Origin of the sequence: Cohaesibacter marisflavi (assembly GCF_963665895.2) — a bacterium.
GTDB classification, from domain to species: domain Bacteria; phylum Pseudomonadota; class Alphaproteobacteria; order Rhizobiales; family Cohaesibacteraceae; genus Cohaesibacter; species Cohaesibacter marisflavi.
Window position 1 is genome coordinate 5,000,821 of the sequence record NZ_OY762534.1, and the last position, 16,945, is coordinate 5,017,765.

The 16,945-nt window shown below is 53.5% G+C and carries 13 protein-coding genes; 6 read left to right on the top strand and 7 right to left on the bottom strand.

What is annotated here, in order from left to right:
- Nucleotides 1–38 precede the first annotated feature (38 nt).
- From ACKPCT_RS23185 to ACKPCT_RS23195, 3 genes are all read left to right on the top strand, one after another.
- Nucleotides 39–2,093 carry an elongation factor G gene (locus tag ACKPCT_RS23185; protein ID WP_090073013.1) on the top strand — a complete coding sequence of 685 codons (2,055 nt, stop codon included), beginning with the start codon at nt 39–41 and terminating at the stop codon, nt 2,091–2,093.
- A gap of 270 nt (nt 2,094–2,363) precedes the next feature.
- The gene (locus tag ACKPCT_RS23190; protein ID WP_090073011.1) at nt 2,364–2,687 is read left to right on the top strand and encodes a DUF190 domain-containing protein; all 324 of its coding nucleotides are present in this window, start codon (nt 2,364–2,366) and stop codon (nt 2,685–2,687) included.
- Nucleotides 2,688–2,857: 170 nt separating this feature from the next.
- A complete protein-coding gene (locus ACKPCT_RS23195; protein WP_319568096.1) occupies nt 2,858–3,571 on the top strand; it encodes a DUF554 domain-containing protein in 714 nt (237 codons plus the stop codon).
- A gap of 606 nt (nt 3,572–4,177) precedes the next feature.
- Here the strand turns inward: ACKPCT_RS23195 and ACKPCT_RS23200 are convergent.
- The 3 genes from ACKPCT_RS23200 to ACKPCT_RS23210 all read right to left on the bottom strand — a co-directional run bounded on the left by ACKPCT_RS23200 (nt 4,178) and on the right by ACKPCT_RS23210 (nt 7,250).
- Nucleotides 4,178–5,068: a LysR family transcriptional regulator gene (locus ACKPCT_RS23200; RefSeq protein WP_090073007.1), complete on the bottom strand. Its 891-nt coding sequence runs from the start codon at nt 5,066–5,068 to the stop codon at nt 4,178–4,180.
- Between the two features lie 211 nt (nt 5,069–5,279).
- On the bottom strand, nt 5,280–6,224 hold the full coding sequence (gene trxB / locus ACKPCT_RS23205; RefSeq protein ID WP_090073004.1) for a thioredoxin-disulfide reductase: 945 nt from the start codon (nt 6,222–6,224) through the stop codon (nt 5,280–5,282).
- A 48-nt stretch (nt 6,225–6,272) separates the two neighbouring features.
- A complete protein-coding gene (locus ACKPCT_RS23210; protein ID WP_319568097.1) occupies nt 6,273–7,250 on the bottom strand; it encodes a mitochondrial fission ELM1 family protein in 978 nt (325 codons plus the stop codon).
- A gap of 200 nt (nt 7,251–7,450) precedes the next feature.
- Here ACKPCT_RS23210 and ACKPCT_RS23215 point away from each other — a divergent pair, with 200 nt between their 5' ends.
- On the top strand, nt 7,451–7,927 hold the full coding sequence (locus ACKPCT_RS23215; RefSeq protein WP_090073142.1) for an Lrp/AsnC family transcriptional regulator: 477 nt from the start codon (nt 7,451–7,453) through the stop codon (nt 7,925–7,927).
- Between the two features lie 150 nt (nt 7,928–8,077).
- Here ACKPCT_RS23215 and greA read toward each other — a convergent pair whose 3' ends face one another.
- From greA to ACKPCT_RS23230, 3 genes are all read right to left on the bottom strand, one after another.
- Nucleotides 8,078–8,551, bottom strand: coding sequence for a transcription elongation factor GreA (gene greA, locus ACKPCT_RS23220; RefSeq protein WP_090073000.1), 474 nt, complete (start codon nt 8,549–8,551; stop codon nt 8,078–8,080).
- A 124-nt stretch (nt 8,552–8,675) separates the two neighbouring features.
- Nucleotides 8,676–11,984, bottom strand: coding sequence for a carbamoyl-phosphate synthase large subunit (carB, locus tag ACKPCT_RS23225; RefSeq protein WP_319568098.1), 3,309 nt, complete (start codon nt 11,982–11,984; stop codon nt 8,676–8,678).
- Between the two features lie 290 nt (nt 11,985–12,274).
- Nucleotides 12,275–12,568 (bottom strand): helix-turn-helix domain-containing protein, encoded by a 294-nt coding sequence (locus tag ACKPCT_RS23230; RefSeq protein ID WP_244544696.1) that lies wholly within the window; start codon nt 12,566–12,568, stop codon nt 12,275–12,277.
- A gap of 681 nt (nt 12,569–13,249) precedes the next feature.
- Between ACKPCT_RS23230 and ypfJ the strand changes: the two genes are divergently transcribed.
- The gene (ypfJ, locus tag ACKPCT_RS23235; protein WP_319568099.1) at nt 13,250–14,158 is read left to right on the top strand and encodes a KPN_02809 family neutral zinc metallopeptidase; all 909 of its coding nucleotides are present in this window, start codon (nt 13,250–13,252) and stop codon (nt 14,156–14,158) included.
- Nucleotides 14,159–14,309: 151 nt separating this feature from the next.
- On the opposite strand, the gene carA is transcribed toward ypfJ, so the two are convergent.
- On the bottom strand, nt 14,310–15,533 hold the full coding sequence (carA, locus tag ACKPCT_RS23240) for a glutamine-hydrolyzing carbamoyl-phosphate synthase small subunit (RefSeq protein WP_319568100.1): 1,224 nt from the start codon (nt 15,531–15,533) through the stop codon (nt 14,310–14,312).
- Between the two features lie 849 nt (nt 15,534–16,382).
- On the opposite strand from carA, the gene ACKPCT_RS23245 reads away from it, so the two are divergent.
- Nucleotides 16,383–16,832 (top strand): GatB/YqeY domain-containing protein, encoded by a 450-nt coding sequence (locus ACKPCT_RS23245; RefSeq protein ID WP_090072991.1) that lies wholly within the window; start codon nt 16,383–16,385, stop codon nt 16,830–16,832.
- Nucleotides 16,833–16,945: the final 113 nt, after the last annotated feature.

Here is a 16,945-nt window from a genome sequence, read left to right on the forward strand (position 1 = left end):
GCCGGACATCATGCAGAAAACAGAAAGGAGGATCTGCCATGGGACAAGCTGGCAGAAGAGTCGAGGGTCCACGTTGCGTAGCCATCGTCGGGCCCTTTGGTAGCGGTAAGACAACTCTCCTTGAAGCCTTATTGGCGCGAACCGGTGCAATCAACAAGTTCGGATCAGTCGACAGTGGAGGGTCTGTTGGCGATGCATCCGAGGAAGCACGCGCGCACCATATGTCGGTGGAAGCCAATATCGCCGAAACGGAATTTCTTGGAGATCCCTATATCTTCGTTGATTGCCCTGGCTCAGTCGAATTTCAGTTTGAAAGTCTTCCAGCGCTCTCCGCCGTCGATCTCGCAATCGTCGTTTGCGAACCGGACGAGAAAAAAATTCCAGCCTTGCAGGTTATTCTCAGGCAGCTTGAAGAGCGCAACATTCCCAGAATTCTCTTTATCAATAAACTGGACAAATGCACGACACGGGTGCGTTCTGTCGTCGAGGCCTTGCAGCATGCCTCCAACACGCCGCTTCTGCTGCGTCAGATCCCGATCTGGAAGGGCGAACAGGCCATAGGCTATATCGATCTGGCTCTGGAACGATCCTTCCTTTACAAGGAGCATGCGCCCAGCGAGCTGGTGGACATGAGCGCGGATGATCAGGAGCGCGAATGGGAAGCCCGCTATTCCATGCTCGAAACGCTTTCCGATCATGACGATAAGCTCATGGAGATGCTGCTGGAGGATATGGAGCCCTCCAAGGAGCAGGTCTTTACCGATCTGGTGAAGGAAATGCGCGAGGGGCAGGTCATGCCGGTGCTGATCGGGGCTGCCGAACAGGAAAATGGTGTGACGCGCCTGTTGAAGGTTCTGCGCCACGAAGGGCTCGGTGTCGGCTATACGGCGGAGCGTCTTGGTTGCCCTGAAATGCCCAATGGCGAGCCTGTGTTGCAGGTGATGAAAAGCATTCACACCTCTCATGGTGGCAAGCTGTCCATATCGCGGGTGCTGAAAGGCTCGGTGAAGGATGGCGATGTCTTTTTCGCAAGCGCAGGCGAGGAAATCGGCCGCGTGTCAGGTCTCTTCCATGTGCAGGGACAGAAAACCATCAAGGAGAGCTCTGCCGGCGTTGGTGAGGTCATCGCCTTGGGCAAACTGGATGATGCTCACACGGGCATGACCCTGACAACGGCGAAGGAAGGTGTCGCACAGCTCGACATGTATGAAGCGCCATCTCCGGTGTTTGCCATGGCCGTTAGGCCCAAGGAACATCGCGATGAGGTCAAGCTCTATGCCACCTTGCAAAAGCTGGTTGAAGAGGATCCCTCTCTGATCGTCGAGCAAAATCAAGATAGCAGCGAGACGATCTTGCGCGGGCAGGGAGAGATGCATTTGCGTGTGGCTCTTGAGCGATTGCAGGGGAAATATTCGATCAATATCGAAAGCCATGTTCCGGCCATTCCCTACAAGGAGACCATCCGCAAAGGAACATCGGTGCGTGGGCGCCACAAGAAGCAGTCTGGTGGCCATGGCCAGTTTGGGGATGTGGTTATCGAGATCAAACCCTTGTCCAGTGGAGAGGGCTTTCAGTTTAGCGAGAGCATCACTGGGGGCGTTGTGCCCAAGCAGTATTTCGGCTCTGTCGAGAATGGCATCAAGGATGCGTTGATCAAGGGGCCGCTGGGCTTTGAAGTTGTCGACCTGGCGGTCAATCTTAGTGACGGGTCCTACCATACCGTGGATAGCTCCGATCAGGCCTTCCGCTCGGCAGGCACGTTGGCCATGCGTGAGGGGCTGCCGCAATGTAGCCCGGTGCTGCTGGAGCCAATCGTGAATGTGAAGATCGCTGTGCCCAATGATGTAACGCCCAAGGTCAACACTATCGTGGCTGGCAGGCGTGGTCAGTTGATGGGCTATGATGCCCGGCCCGGTTGGGAAGGCTGGGACGTCGTGGAAAGTCTGATGCCGCAATCCGAGATCAGTGATCTGATCATCGAGTTGAGATCTATCTCCGCCGGTGTTGCCTCTTATGAAGCTTCCTTCGATCACATGCAGGAGCTGACGGGGCGACAGGCCGACCTCGTGCTCGAGGCAGCCAAGGAAGCTTGATAGAGACAATCGTCATGTCGGAAAACGGGGCTGCGGCTCCGTTTTCCTATTGATAATATTACCAGTGACAATAATCAGACTTTTGTCAGATTTTTTGTTGCCTTTTGGCTTTTGAAGTCCGATAGTGTTGGAGCTTCTTTCACGATCTTGTCTTTGCTTGGCGCAAAGACAATTGACCTGCCCGCAGTTGAGCATGGTTTATCCAAGCCGCCCAAACGAGCAAGAAGTTCTCGCAAACAATAAACATTATAAATTGGCGTCTGGGGTCTCATGACTAAAGGATTTCTTATTACCCTATTTATGCAGCGTAGCCGAGAGCATGAAGATCGCCCTCTTGCACGCTGGATTATTGATCAGGCTATGCAGTTGGGCATTCGTGGTGCAACGCTGTCTACGGCCCAAGAAGGGTTCGGCCATGATGGTCGCTACCATTCCAACGGCTATTTCGATATGCAAGATCCGCCGCAGAGATTGACCATGGCGGTGACAGCCAGCGAATGTGATGCGTTTTTTGCGCTCATGAGGTCGAATGATCTGAAGGTGTTTTTCACCAAGGAAGAAATCGAATTCGGTTTCACTTCGGAAGAATTATAAAAGAGCTGGCGAGGCGATATTGCTTTGTTAGGCTCTTAAAGTGTTAGTCTATGCGAAGGTGGTTGGGAGGACTTTGCCTTCGCTGGTGGCGTGCGCTGTCAAAAACCAGTAAATCAATGGCAATCTGAGCCATTTGCAGTGGCAATCATAAGCCACAAAAGGAAAAAATAATGATAGGTCCTCTCATCAACGGTGCCGCAATTGTGGTTGGCTCCGTGGTCGGCGCTTTCATCGGTGCCAAAATCAAGGAAAATGTAAAACAGAATATGCCGATGGTATTCGGCATTGCCTCCATGGGGCTCGGGGTTGCGATGGCTGGTAAGGTGGTGGCCTTGGCTCCGGTGGTGCTTGCATTGATCGTCGGCTCGCTGGTGGGCGAGATTTTCGACCTCGAAAAGTCCATTCACAAAATGTCTTTCAAGACCAAGAGCCTCCTGTCCAAACTGACACCATCTGACGGTGCGTTGCCACAGGATGAATTCCTAAACCGGTTTGTGGCCCTGCTGGTGCTGTTCTCCATGAGTGCGACGGGCATTTATGGTGCGATGGTGGAAGGCATGACCGGGGATACGACCCTGTTGGTCGTCAAGGCCATCTTGGACCTTTTCACCGCCATGATCTTTGCAGCGACGATGGGCTATATCATCGCGCTGCTGGCGGTGCCGCAGCTTATCGTTCAGGCGCTGTTCTTTTTCGCTTCGGTGCTGATTATTCCCCTGACTACGCCGGATATGCTGGCTGACTTCTCGGCTTGTGGTGGCTGTATCATGCTGGCTGTGGGGATGCGCATTTGCGGCATCAAGCAGTTTCCTGTGGCCAACATGATCCCGGCGCTCTGGATTGTCATGCCAATCTCATGGGGCTGGGCAACCATTTTTGCCTGATATCGCCTCTACAGCATCGGCTCTGAGGGGGCTGGTCGTTTAAATGGGCTGGTACTGTGTGGTATGTCCGCGCGTGCCAGCCCTTTTGTTTGCGTATCCTACAGGATTGTCGTCGTCATTGCGCGGTGGACTAGGAGAGGGTCAAAAGGAGAGCTGATCTATTTCAATGGCCGCGAGAATAAGTATTTTTTCAAGGGCTCGCGCGTGGGATTTCATGGGAAGAATTCACAAAAGCGCATAGCGCGCGTTGAATAAATAATAGCCATGCCTATTATTTAAACAAATTTTGGTAATAATCGAAAAAGCAGGTAGAAAGAAAAAAAGCCGGACAAAAGTCCGGCTTATAAAGTTTATTCCGCACAAAAGTGCGGAGCAATCACCTTCCAGAGGGGAACAGCTGGCTACAAACATCGTCGCAGGGAGGAGGTTAGCAACGATTATTGCCTTCAGCTGAGGCATATATGCCTATTAAATAGACGGTTTTCAATGTTCGCAGATGCAGTTCTGTTATGCGTTTCGTGCATAAATATACGTTTAAATACGTAAAGACCCATGAGCCGAAACTCATGGGCGCAATATATCTTCCAAAAAGACCTGAGTTAGAGCTTAATAATGCCAGCTGGCTGCCTTTGACAGCAGAAAATCGCGTACGGCATTAATGCGCATCGAATTTCTGAGCTCCGCCGCATAAACAAAATAGGTTTCAAAGCTTGGCATTTCCACACTTGGAAGCAGCTGAATCATCTCATCGCGTGGATGAACCACGTAATCGGGCAGAATCGCGATGCCTGCACCACGCATAACCGCATGGCGAATGCCTAGTAGGTTGTTTACCTTCAGCGCCATTTGACGTTTTTTGCCCGGGGGCATCTGGGCTGTTTCGAGCCAGTTGACGTCCTTGAGATAGTTGGGGTGGTTGTCACCAAAACAGATCAGGCGATGCTGCTCCAGTTCATCCATGGAGCGGGGCTGGCTGAATTTCTTAAGATAGCTGGCTGAGGCATACATATGGAAATGCACGGTGAAGAGCTTGCGCTGAATGAGGTCTGGCTGTGTCGGCTGGTGCAGTCGGATGGCCACGTCGGCCTGTCGCATGCCAAGGTCGAGATCCTCGTTCTCCAGCAAGAGCGTGAGCGCGATGCCTGGGTAAAGCTCCATGAACTCGGCCAGATGCGAGGTCAGCCAGGCTGACCCAAGCCCCACCGTCGTGGTAACGCGCAACTCGCCGGTCGGCTTTTCCTTGGAGTCAGTCAAATGGGTGCGGACGGTTTCCAGCTTCATGAGCACGTCATGGGCTGTGCGGTAAAGCAGTTCGCCCTGTTCGGTCAGGATTAGACCGCGTGCATGTCGATGGAACAACGTGACCCCGAGGTCCGATTCCAGAGCGCTAACCTGTCGGGAAATCGCGGATTGGCTCATATGCAATTTGTCGCCAGCGTGCGTGAAGCTGCCAGCGTCGGCGGCCGCATGAAAAATGCGTAGTTTGTCCCAATCCATAGTTTCCTCCGGCTGAATTGCTGGTCCTGCAATCCATGCTAATGTCTGATTCTTAACGAGCCTTGACTAGCCGTAGTGGACGCTGCCCATGTTATGCGTTTGGGCTACGCCAGATATGCGGATTCAAGCGTAGCCCTTAGTCTAATAAGTTTCAAACGCAAAACAAGCTAGCCGGAGGTCTTAGGACGTTATTTCTGGGCAAAACCCGTTATTATTCAGCGTCTTCTTGTTCTGCAAGGAAGCGTTCTGCTTCCAAAGCGGCCATGCAGCCCAAACCGGCAGCCGTTACGGCCTGCCGATACTTGTCATCGGTGACGTCTCCTGCGGCAAAAACGCCTGGAATTGAGGTCACTGTCGAATCAGGTGCGGTCCAGATATAGCCGTTTTCCTTCATTTTCAGCGTGTCCTTGAACAGCTCGACGGCGGGCGCATGGCCAATGGCAACGAAAATGCCGTCTGCGGTGATATCGGTCATCTCACCGGTTTTGACATTGCGCAGCTTGGCACCGGTCACGCTTGGCGGGAATCCTTCCTTGCCGATGAATTCTTCAACCACGGAATCCCAGATCACTTCGATTTTCGGGTTCTTTTCCAGGCGGTTTTGCAGGATCTTCTCGGCCCGGAATTCATCGCGGCGATGGATGACCGTCACCTTGCTTGCATGGTGCGTGAGATAGAGCGCCTCTTCCACAGCGGTGTTGCCGCCGCCGATGACCAGCACTTCCTTGCCACGATAAAAGAAGCCGTCGCATGTGGCACAGGCGGAGATGCCGAAGCCCTTGAATTTCTCTTCGGTTTCCATGCCCAGCCAACGCGCCTGTGCGCCAGTGGCGATGATGATGCTGTCGGCCGTATAGTCCGCGCCGGAATCGCCTTTTGCCTTGAAAGGGCGTGCGGTGAGATCCACGTCGGTGATAATATCCGAAACAAGGTTGGTGCCAACATTCTTGGCTTGAGCCTTCATTTGCTCCATCAGCCATGGGCCCTGAATTTCTTCAGCGAAGCCGGGATAGTTTTCCAGCTCGGAGGTGATGGTCAACTGACCGCCTTCCTGCATACCGGCAACAAGCGTCGGCTCAAGCATGGCACGGGCAGCATAAATGGCGGCTGTGTACCCTGCTGGTCCAGAGCCAATGATCAAGACTTTGCTATGCATCGGATTATCTTTCATTGATGATGGCCATGAAGGGGAGCGGTCTCCGCTTCATTGAGATCCTTCAAGAGGGGTCGGGTTGAGCAGAAGCCGGATTTCCTCTGCTATCAGTTCTGTTGAATTTATGGCGGGCCGGGCTCCCGTTTCAAGAGGGGCGGGGAGAAGTTGTACAAAAGGGTGTTGGACGAGTTGATTGATCGTCCGTTTCAGCTTCTTTGGATAGGCATCCGGCTCGAAAATGTAAACAGGAACTTCGCACGATAGGACATCGGAAAGCATGGAATGGGAATCAGCTGTAACGATGATCACATCGGCGAGGGCGAGCATCGAGAAATAGGGATTGTCACCCTGCTCATCCCAGATCCAGTGAGGGTGTCCGATGAGCGCCTTCTTAACGGCGGTTTTCAAGTGGTCCGGCGTTCGTCTGGAGGGGGTGACCATCACGGAAACATGGGGGGGCAGCTCGTGGCTTAGATAGTGCGCAAGCCGTTTCGATGCTTGCTCGCCGAACTTCTCCTTTGCCGTATCGCCGCCCAGAATAAGCGCCACGCGCGGGGCTGGCAGATGAAGCAGGGCCTGAGGTGCCTTGGTTCTTGCTGCGGTCAGCTGGCTCGGCGTGATGCGGGTCGGGCCTGTCAGTGAGACGATTGTGCGAGAATCCCGGCGTTTGTCGTGGAAGGGAACCCAGACAAGATCCGCATTGAAAGAGGTAAGGCGTGGATCTTTGAGGAAGACCGTTATGGTTTGCGGGCTGACTTTCTTGAGCTTTCTCAGATAAGCTACGGTCCGGCGGCCTGATGCTATGGCCACATCGGGAAAGGGACCATGAATGGGGGAGGCTGGATTTTTGGGGCTGTCCGATGGCGGTATCGGCCCATGCGGCATGAGCCAGACCCATGGTGCTGACGGGGCCACATGACGCAGTTCTATGGAGCCGCCCAATCGCTCAGCAACGCTGAGGCATTGATTCTCGTCGCCAGGCTTGCCATCGCTCAGAACCCAGATTTTCATGCCTGTTGTGGCTACCACTTTCGACTCTCCTGGAGGGGTGATCTTTCCAAATAATTCACCGAAACGGCGTTCTGTGTCCTAAATGGGCACAGAAATATGTCTAAACTTTCCAGATTTGTCCAATTAGCGCTATGATCGTGTGTCGCTGCGCGCTATACCTTGGTATGGACAACAGCTCAGGTTCCCATGAGCTTCTCGAAAATAAGAGACCTTTCGCCTTGAAAGCAAGACTTGATCCAATTGACTGGAAAATCCTGAAAGAGCTTCAGGATGATGGTCGTATCACAAACGTAGAACTGGCGCGTCGCGTTGGTATTTCTGCGCCTCCATGCCTGCGCCGCGTTCGCGCGCTGGAAGAAGCTGGAATCATCAAAGGCTATCGTGCCATTGTTGACGAAAAGCAGATCGGCTTTGACGTAACAGCGATTGCTATGGTCGGGTTGCATAGTCAGGCTGAAGCCGATTTGGTGGCCTTTGAGGAGCGTGTCAGAGCATGGCCGCAAGTCCGGGAATGCTACATGCTTTCCGGGGATATCGACTTTGTTCTGCGCTGTGTGTCGCCTGATTTGCAAGCTTTTCAGTCTTTCGTCATTAATGAACTGACGTCTGCGCCCAACGTGGATAGCGTGCGTACATCGCTGACCATCCGCTTGAGCAAGAATGCGCCGAACGTTCCGATCAATCTGGGTGACTGACGCGATACAGACAGAAGAGCAGCGATTGTTTAAAAGCGCATGGCGGGAGCAACGCCGATGCGCTTTTTTATTGGCTATGAATGTCTTCCATTGGATCTGAGCAGCTTGTTAAGCTGACAGTTTTCGGGAAGGAACAAGTCCAAAGACCTGTTAGATATATTTGATTTCGAGGATCTCGTAGGATTTCGACCCGCCGGGGGCCATGACTTCTACGGAATCTTCAACCTGTTTGCCGATCAGTGCACGTGCGATCGGGGAGGACAGGGAAATCTTGCCTTTTTTCAGATCAGCTTCGACATCGCCAACGATCTGATAGGTTTTCTCTTCATCGGTGTCTTCATCGACCATGGTCACTGTGGCGCCAAACTTGATGGTGTTGCCACTCATCTTGGTTACGTCGATGACTTCCGCACGCGAAAGCTTGTCTTCGAGCTCGGAGATACGGCCTTCATTCAGGCTCTGCTGTTCCTTTGCAGCATGATATTCGGCGTTTTCGGACAAATCGCCATGGGCACGCGCTTCGGAGATCGCTGCGATAATCCGCGGGCGTTCTTCGCTGCTGCGCTGTTTCAATTCTTCACTAAGAGCCTGATATCCGGCAGGCGTCATTGGGATTTTTTCCATTGCCTTCGGAAAGCCTCCTGTTAAACGGGGTACGAGGCCCCACAAAAAAGTTTAGCGTCCCGAGGGTTTCGTGCCCTCGAGACGCACATGAATGTTCTATGCAAGACGGTGTTGGTCTTGCCAATCAGGAGAAATAGTCCTGCAGAGGCCGGACTTCAATATCTCCCTTCTTATAAGCTTCAATGCCCTGAGCTGCTGCCAATGCTCCGGCAACAGTCGTGTAGTAGGGTACCTTATGCAAAAGTGCAGCGCGGCGCAAATCCCGGCTGTCGGAAATTGCCTTGGCGCCCTTGGTTGTGTTGAAGACCAGGTGCACTTCGCCATTCTTGAGAGCATCAACGATATGGGGGCGGCCCTCAAGCATTTTATTGATTTTTTCGCACTCTATCCCGTTTTCAGACAGATAACGCTGTGTACCACCGGTCGCGATGATGCGGAAACCGACATTCTTGAGGCGGCGGACGGCAGGCAGAATCGCCGGCTTGTCGTCATCCTTGACCGAAATAAAGGCTGTGCCCTTGCTTGGAACCTTTGTGCCACTGCCCAGCTGTGACTTGGCAAAGGCAACCGGGAAGTCCTTGTCCAATCCCATGACCTCACCAGTCGAGCGCATTTCCGGGCCGAGAATGGTGTCGACGCCAGGGAAGCGGGCGAATGGGAATACGGCTTCCTTGACGGCGATATGGTCAAGTTTGTCATGCTTGACGTCCTGATCGGAAAGCGGTTCGCCGGTCATGACGCGCGAGGCAATGCTGGCGATCGGTTTACCAACAGTCTTGGCCACGAACGGTACGGTACGGGATGCACGCGGGTTGACCTCGATGACATAGATGTCGCCATCCTTGACTGCGAACTGCACGTTCATCAGGCCGACCACATTGAGGGCAAGCGCCATTTCCTTGGTCTGGCGCGCCAGTTCATCCTGAACGTCCTGAGACAAAGAGTAAGGTGGCAGGGAACAGGCGGAGTCACCGGAGTGAATGCCGGCTTCCTCGATATGCTCCATGATACCTGCGATCACCACTTCCTTGCCATCGCACAAGCAATCCACGTCAACCTCAATGGCTCCGGAAAGGTAGCTGTCGAACAGCAGGGCATTCTGGGCGAGAACGGCGTTGATCTGGCCGGTTTTGTCATTCGGGTATTTGAGGCGGATATCTGGTGGGACCAGTTCGGCCAACGTCAGCTGGATATATTTCTCGAACGCTTCCGGGGTGCGCACGATTTCCATGGCGCGGCCGCCCAACACGTAGGATGGGCGCACGACAACAGGGAAACCGATCAGATCAGCCACGATGCGGGCCTGTTCGATGGAATAGGCAATGCCATTGCGTGGCTGCATAAGGTCGAGCTTATGCAGAAGCTTCTGGAAGCGATCGCGGTCTTCGGCCAGGTCGATGGCGTCCGGAGAGGTGCCAAGGATCGGAATATCTGCATCCTGAAGCGCCTGAGCCAGTTTCAGTGGCGTCTGGCCACCAAACTGCACGATGACGCCGATGAGTTCGCCTGTTTCCTGTTCCTTGCGTAGAATCTCGATGACATCCTCAGCGGTCAGCGGCTCGAAATAGAGACGATCGGAGGTGTCATAGTCAGTAGAGACCGTTTCGGGGTTGCAGTTGATCATGATGGTCTCATACCCGGCTTCGCTCATGGCAAAGCAGGCGTGACAGCAGCAATAATCGAACTCGATACCCTGACCAATACGGTTTGGCCCACCGCCGAGAATGGCAACCTTCTTGCGCTCCGAAGGATTGGCTTCACAGGCCGGAGCGCCGTTGAATGGCATCTCGTAACTGGAATACATGTAGGCGGTTGGTGACGCAAACTCGGCAGCGCAGGTGTCAATGCGCTTGTAGACCGGGCGCACGTCAAGATCCTTGCGAAGGGCAGCGACTTTCTTGGCCGAGGTGCCAGCCAGCTCTGCAAGGCGCACATCTGAGAAGCCCATGCTCTTGAGCTTGCGCATATTGTGCGCATCCTTCGGAAGGCCGTGAGCCCGTACCCTCTCTTCCATGTCGATGATGCCCTGAAGCTGCTCAAGGAACCATGGATCATATTTACAGGTCTCGAAAATCTGCTCGTGGCTGACGCCAAGGCGGATGGCCTGTGCGATCTTGAGCAAACGGTCCGGAGTCGCCTTGGCGAGCGCCGCGCGAATAGCGTTCTTGTCATCGCCCTGATCCAGCCCTTCGATTTCCACCTCATTGAGGCCGGTAAGGCCCGTCTCCAAGCCACGCAGGGCTTTCTGAAGGGATTCCTGGAAGGTACGACCAATGGCCATCACTTCGCCAACCGACTTCATGGCAGTGGTCAGGGAAGGCTCTGCGCCCGGGAATTTCTCAAACGCAAAGCGAGGGATCTTGGTGACCACATAGTCGATGGATGGCTCAAAGGAAGCCGGCGTTGCGCCACCGGTGATGTCGTTGGCCAGTTCGTCCAGTGTGTAGCCGACAGCCAGCTTGGCGGCGACTTTGGCAATCGGGAAGCCGGTCGCCTTGGATGCCAGAGCCGAGGAACGGGACACACGCGGGTTCATTTCGATCACGATCAGGCGGCCGTTTTCCGGATTGACGGAGAACTGCACGTTGGAGCCGCCGGTTTCCACACCGATCTCGCGCAGAACCGCCAGAGAGGCGTCGCGCATGATCTGATATTCCTTGTCCGTCAGCGTCAGGGCTGGTGCGATGGTAATCGAATCGCCGGTATGCACGCCCATCGGGTCGAGGTTTTCGATGGAGCAGATGATGATGCAGTTGTCGTTCTTGTCGCGAACGACCTCCATCTCATATTCTTTCCAGCCGATGATGCTTTCTTCCACCAACACTTCGGTGGTTGGAGAGGCATCAAGGCCACGCTCGATGATTTCGAGATATTCTTCGCGGTTATAGGCTACGCCACCGCCGGTGCCGCCCATGGTGAAGGATGGACGCATGATGGCGGGCAGGCCAACAACTTCGAGCGCTTCAAGCGCCTCGGGAATGTTGTGGGCCAACCGGGAAACCGGTGTGTCGAGACCGATCTTGTTCATCGCTTCGCGGAACAGTTCGCGGTCTTCAGCCTTATCGATGGCTTCAGCCGTCGCGCCGATCATCTCGACATTGTATTTTTCCAAAACGCCCATTTTGCGCAGGGAAAGAGCGCAGTTGAGTGCCGTCTGGCCACCCATGGTCGGGAGCAGGGCGTCAGGGCGTTCCTTCTCGATGATCTTGGCTACGATTTCCGGAGTGATCGGCTCGATGTAGGTTGCGTCCGCCATGTCCGGATCGGTCATGATCGTCGCCGGGTTCGAGTTGACCAGAATGATGCGGTAGCCTTCTTCTCGGAGAGCCTTGCAAGCTTGTGTTCCGGAATAGTCGAACTCGCAGGCCTGACCGATAATGATGGGTCCGGCACCGATAATAAGGATGGATTTTATGTCTGTCCGCTTTGGCATCGTTCTTCGCGCTCACGTCGAGGCACCGCTCACCCTTGTCTTGAAGAGGAGCCTGGCCGTTGCTGGTCGGGGTGTGCAGATGAGATTTGGATCGCTATAGCGAAATATTGCCCATATTGCCATAGGGAAAGGAAGTTTTTTTGTCTCTATCTAGCACTTTTTCGGATGATTGTTTGGCTGGTGTCAACAGATAGCCGTTTTCTTGTCAGGATTGAGGCATGTCCCGCAGAGTCTGGGGAAAATACGTAATGACGACTCACTAGGACGGAAGAAAGGGCCTCCCGGTCCTGTCAGAGGGCTCCCTGATCGGAAGGGGGCGTCTCGTCTTCCTGCGAGAAAGGCTGTTGCTCCACACCTTGCTCTTCGCCTTGGTCGTCGGTCTTGTCTTTAAATATGGCTGGGTCGAATTTGCTGACCGTAGTGCCGTCAAAGTCGGAAATACCGATTGTCAGCGCATAACAGGCAAGGCGGACCGACTTGGGAATGGTGACTGCCTTTCCATCCCGATTGCCCTTCTCGTAATACTGAATCATGCGCTTTTTCAAGCCGAGCAAGTCTGCTGCGTCTTTCTGTTTTAGCCCCATTTCTTTTCTCCACGCGCGAAATTGCTGCGCGGACATGGGTTCATCGTCTTGTTTTTGTTCAGATTTTGCCACGGCTTACTTCTTTTTGCGCAAAAAGTGCGCCTTACTGTTGACATTGATGCACTTAGTGCGCATATTTACTGACATAAGCGCACTGAGTGCAGTCTGTTCAGCTTATTTAAAACCTACCTTCGCAATAAGGTCAATGGTTGATGCTGCATAAGAGTGTGATGAAAACCGGGATCCCGACAAGAACCCATTATATGGAGTGCCCCCAATGTTAGTCGACCTCATGGTAAGTCGCGAAACACTGGGCGTTCGTCGTCGCTGCGACGTTCACAGATTTGCCCAGCTTCGTTGCTATCTTGCACGCGTGTTCAAAGACCTTGGCGCGTAGCGAATAGGTGCCAATTCTTGCTGTGATGCAGAATGGCCCGGGATTTAAAAATCCAGTCTCTCAAAGAAACGGCCCGACAAATTGTCGGGCCGTTTCTTTTTGTATCCAAGTTGGCACTATGTCTGTCTTTGAAAGAGGCTCAGGCATAATGGGGCATCACCGTTGGACAAGGGACTGCGGGCCAGAAGAGGCAATTTCCGATTGCCGTGCGCTGTTCTTTTGCTCATTGTAGAGGCGTGTGAAAGTTTGCATTCCAATTGGGGCTAAATCGGGGGCGTGGGGCTATGCGGTGGCGTGGACGTAGACAGAGCAGCAATGTTGAAGACCGGCGAGGGCAATCATCCGGGCGCTATGCGCGCTCGGGAATGCGTTTGCCGATTGGGCGTGGTGGCGGTCGCCCCAGTCTCCTGATTTTGATTGTTATAGGCGGTGTGCTTTGGATGATGGGTGTCAGCCCGACGACGATCCTGTCCATGCTTCTGGGAGGAGAGGGTAGCTATACGCCCCAAACTCAGACCTCGCAAAACACCCAGACACAACGCTCTGCGGCCGAGAATGAAATGGCATCCTTTGTGAAAGTGGTTCTGGCAGAGACAGAAGATGTTTGGGGCACGATTTTCCAGAATGCGGGACAAACCTATCCTCAGCCAAAGCTGGTGCTTTTTTCCAATCAGATTAGCTCAGCCTGCGGATCGGCGTCTTCTGCTACAGGGCCATTCTACTGCCCCGGTGATCAGAAGGTTTATATTGATCTGAGCTTCTATCAGGAGCTTCGTACCCGATTTGAGGCGCCGGGCGACTTCGCGCAGGCTTATGTCATTGCCCATGAGGTTGGGCATCATATCCAGAATGTGACCGGCATCCTGCCCAAATTCAACGAAATGCGCCGATCAATGAGCGAGACTGACGCCAACAAGATGTCCATCCGGGTGGAGCTTCAGGCCGATTGCTATGCGGGTGTCTGGGGGCATTATACAAATCAGAAAGGCTTGCTGGAGAATGGCGATCTGGATGAGGCGCTTAATGCTGCCACCCAGATTGGTGATGATGCCTTACAGCGGCGAACACAGGGCTATGTGGTGCCTGACAGTTTTAACCATGGCACCTCGGCTCAGCGCAAGAAATGGTTTGCCAAAGGGTTCGAGAGTGGAAAGGTCGGGTCATGTGATACATTCTCCGTTGCCAACCCTTAGGCCGTTTCGACCCTTTTCTTTCAGCACGGTCTGAAGGCAACGACTTTTAGGTAAAGAATACAAGCCTTTCCGATGCCAATAAAAAAGCCCGCCCCATGATTTGCATGGGCGGGCTTCGTTATATTGATATGAAGGTTTTTGAAAGCCGCTCTTACTCTGCGACCTGTTCAATGCCCTTGCGTTCCCGCATCAGATTGGTGAAGCGGGTAAAGAGATAGTGGCTGTCTTTCGGCCCTGGAGAGGCTTCCGGATGGAACTGCACCGAGAAGATCGGCTTGCCTTTTACAGCCAGACCACAGTTAGATCCGTCAAACAGGGAAATGTGGGTTTCCTCGATGCCTTCTGGCAGGCTTTCTCCATCCACGGCAAAGCCATGGTTCATGGAGGTGATTTCCACCTTGCCTGTGGTCTTGTCCTGAACCGGATGGTTGGCTCCATGGTGACCCTGATGCATTTTGGTGGTCTTGCCGCCAAGGGCCAGAGCCAGCATCTGGTGCCCAAGGCAAATGCCGAACAATGGAATGTCTGCCTCAATCACCGCCTTGATAGCATCTACCGAGTAGGTGCCGGTGGCTGCAGGATCGCCCGGGCCATTGGAAAGGAAAACCCCATCAGGTTTCAGCGCAAGAATGTCTTCGCCGGTTGCCGTGGCAGGCAGGACTGTCAGTTTGCAGCCATGATCTGCGAGCAGACGCAGGATGTTGCGCTTTAGGCCGTAGTCAATAGCGACCACATGGAACTGTGGATCCTTGAGCTTGCCGTAGCCTTCATCCCAGACCCAAGTGCTTTCATTCCAATCGAAGGTCTTGTTGGCGGTCACATCCTTTGCAAGGTCTGCGCCTACCAGTCCGTTCCAGCCAGCCGCTTCGCGTTTGAGAGCCTCAACATCGAACTTGCCGTCAGGCGAATGGGCGATGACCGCATTGGCCAGACCCTTCTCGCGGATCAAGCTCGTCAATGCGCGCGTGTCCACACCTGCGATGCCAACAATGCCGCGCGACTTCAGCCACGCGTCGAAATGGCGCGTTGCGCGGTAGTTGGAGGGCTCGGTGATGTCCGTCTTGATGACGGCGCCTCGGACGCCTGCATCATTATCGAGATCGATGGTTTCTACATCTTCCTCATTGGTGCCGACATTACCGATATGAGGGAAGGTGAAGGTGACAATCTGGCCTGCATAGGAAGGATCGGTGAGGATTTCCTCATAGCCGGTCATTGCCGTATTAAAACAGACTTCCGCGACGGCGGAGCCGGTCGTGCCGATTCCCTGTCCTTCAATGACAGTGCCGTCTGCCAAAACCATGAGAGCGGTCGGTTTGAAGTCGTCCCAAGGGGCCGGTGTCGTCTGAGCCGGTGAAGTAGCGGGGTGAGCCATGCCGTGGGTGTCCTGAAAATGCTGTTTGTCTGATTTCTGTGCCCGTTCTCGTCCGCTGGAGCCCTTTGGGCACTGCGTGAATTGCAACGAGGATGGAGACAGGGAAATGCTTGTTCTCAGAGGTGATGATCTATGACAAAAGTGCTCGAGCGTCAATGAGTCTGGGATAAATAATTCGAAAAAATATTTTTCAAAATGATGCGATTTCAAAATTTTGTGCTGTTTTGAGGTTTTGTATTGCTCTTATGCATATTATGCGGTGATGGTGCTGGCTTTTTCCCCATGCTATGCGCCGTAGCAGCATATTGTCCGTTCTTTAGCGGAGCCCTGCATAGCTGGCCAAATGCCTGGCCTCTGTTGGTCTGTCTGAGGCTGTCTCTTTCGCAATGGGGACTTTCAAAGCGTCGGCTTTATCTTATTGGTTAGCCGTGGCTTTTATGCAATTCTACATAGATAGGGTTCTGAGGAGCGTAGGTCCTGCTCTCACCTTTCAACAGTGGAGGCGCTGTGAAGAAATAGGGGCGCGGGGCGGTGTAACGCTAGGAACGCGCTGGAATTCTCCATGTTTTTGCGCTGTTCATTCTTTGTTAACGCTTTGCCAAACAAGTGGCGGACTAAGACGTAAGTGCAATGCCGACTTGCCTAACATTGAAAGTCACTGTATCAAACATTAAGTTTTTTCGGTGGCAAAGCCATGCTAACGTGGCTGGAAACTGCCGATATAGTGGCGAAATTGCGCCGCTTTACAGGAATTTTGCTCTTGGCCTTCAAAACGGGAACCGCTTTCTTGCCGAGAGCGTTTTGTGATTCCTGGCAATGAAAGGCCAACAGAGATGAGAGGCCAGCAATATGCGTGAGCAGATTACCGAAAGCCTGACAGAGGCAATCAAGGCTCAGGACAAACGCCGTATGGCAACCCTGCGTCTGGTGACCGCCGCTATCAAGGACCGCGACGTCGATGCACGCGGTCAAGGTAAGGAAGGGGTCTCGGACGACGACATTTTGCAGATCCTTGCCAAAATGATCAAACAACGTGAAGAATCCATCCGTGTTTATGAAGAAGCCGGACGGGAAGAACTCGCCCAGCAGGAACGCGAGGAAGCCGAAATCATCAAGGAATTCCTGCCCCAGCAGATGGGGGAAGAGGAAGTCTCCCAGACTTGCGCCAAGGCCGTTGAAGAGCTTGATGCTGATGGCCTGAGGGATATGGGCAAGGTGATGAACCACCTCAAAGCCACCTATCCGGGGCAGATGGATTTCGGCAAGGCAAGCTGCATCGTCAAGGGCTTGTTGCTCTAGCGCTACCATCACAACAGTTTATCGCTTTCTTCTGGGGCCTCTTTAAAGGAGGCCCCGAAACCGTCTACGGTTCAATGGTTGCGTTGAAGTGACCTTTGTGCTTTTGGAAAATC

Excerpts from the sequence above, each read along its gene's own strand:
- trxB (WP_090073004.1), bottom strand. The coding sequence starts at position 6,224 with ATGCATAGCAAAGTCTTGATCATTGGCTCTGGACCAGCAGGGTACACA.
- ACKPCT_RS23230 (WP_244544696.1), bottom strand. The coding sequence starts at position 12,568 with ATGGGGCTAAAACAGAAAGACGCAGCAGACTTGCTCGGCTTGAAAAAG.
- ACKPCT_RS23195 (WP_319568096.1), top strand. The coding sequence starts at position 2,858 with ATGATAGGTCCTCTCATCAACGGTGCCGCAATTGTGGTTGGCTCCGTG.
- ACKPCT_RS23245 (WP_090072991.1), top strand. The coding sequence starts at position 16,383 with ATGCGTGAGCAGATTACCGAAAGCCTGACAGAGGCAATCAAGGCTCAG.
- ACKPCT_RS23190 (WP_090073011.1), top strand. The coding sequence starts at position 2,364 with ATGACTAAAGGATTTCTTATTACCCTATTTATGCAGCGTAGCCGAGAG.
- greA (WP_090073000.1), bottom strand. The coding sequence starts at position 8,551 with ATGGAAAAAATCCCAATGACGCCTGCCGGATATCAGGCTCTTAGTGAA.
- ACKPCT_RS23200 (WP_090073007.1), bottom strand. The coding sequence starts at position 5,068 with ATGGATTGGGACAAACTACGCATTTTTCATGCGGCCGCCGACGCTGGC.
- carB (WP_319568098.1), bottom strand. The coding sequence starts at position 11,984 with ATGCCAAAGCGGACAGACATAAAATCCATCCTTATTATCGGTGCCGGA.
- ACKPCT_RS23185 (WP_090073013.1), top strand. The coding sequence starts at position 39 with ATGGGACAAGCTGGCAGAAGAGTCGAGGGTCCACGTTGCGTAGCCATC.
- ypfJ (WP_319568099.1), top strand. The coding sequence starts at position 13,250 with ATGCGGTGGCGTGGACGTAGACAGAGCAGCAATGTTGAAGACCGGCGA.
- carA (WP_319568100.1), bottom strand. The coding sequence starts at position 15,533 with ATGGCTCACCCCGCTACTTCACCGGCTCAGACGACACCGGCCCCTTGG.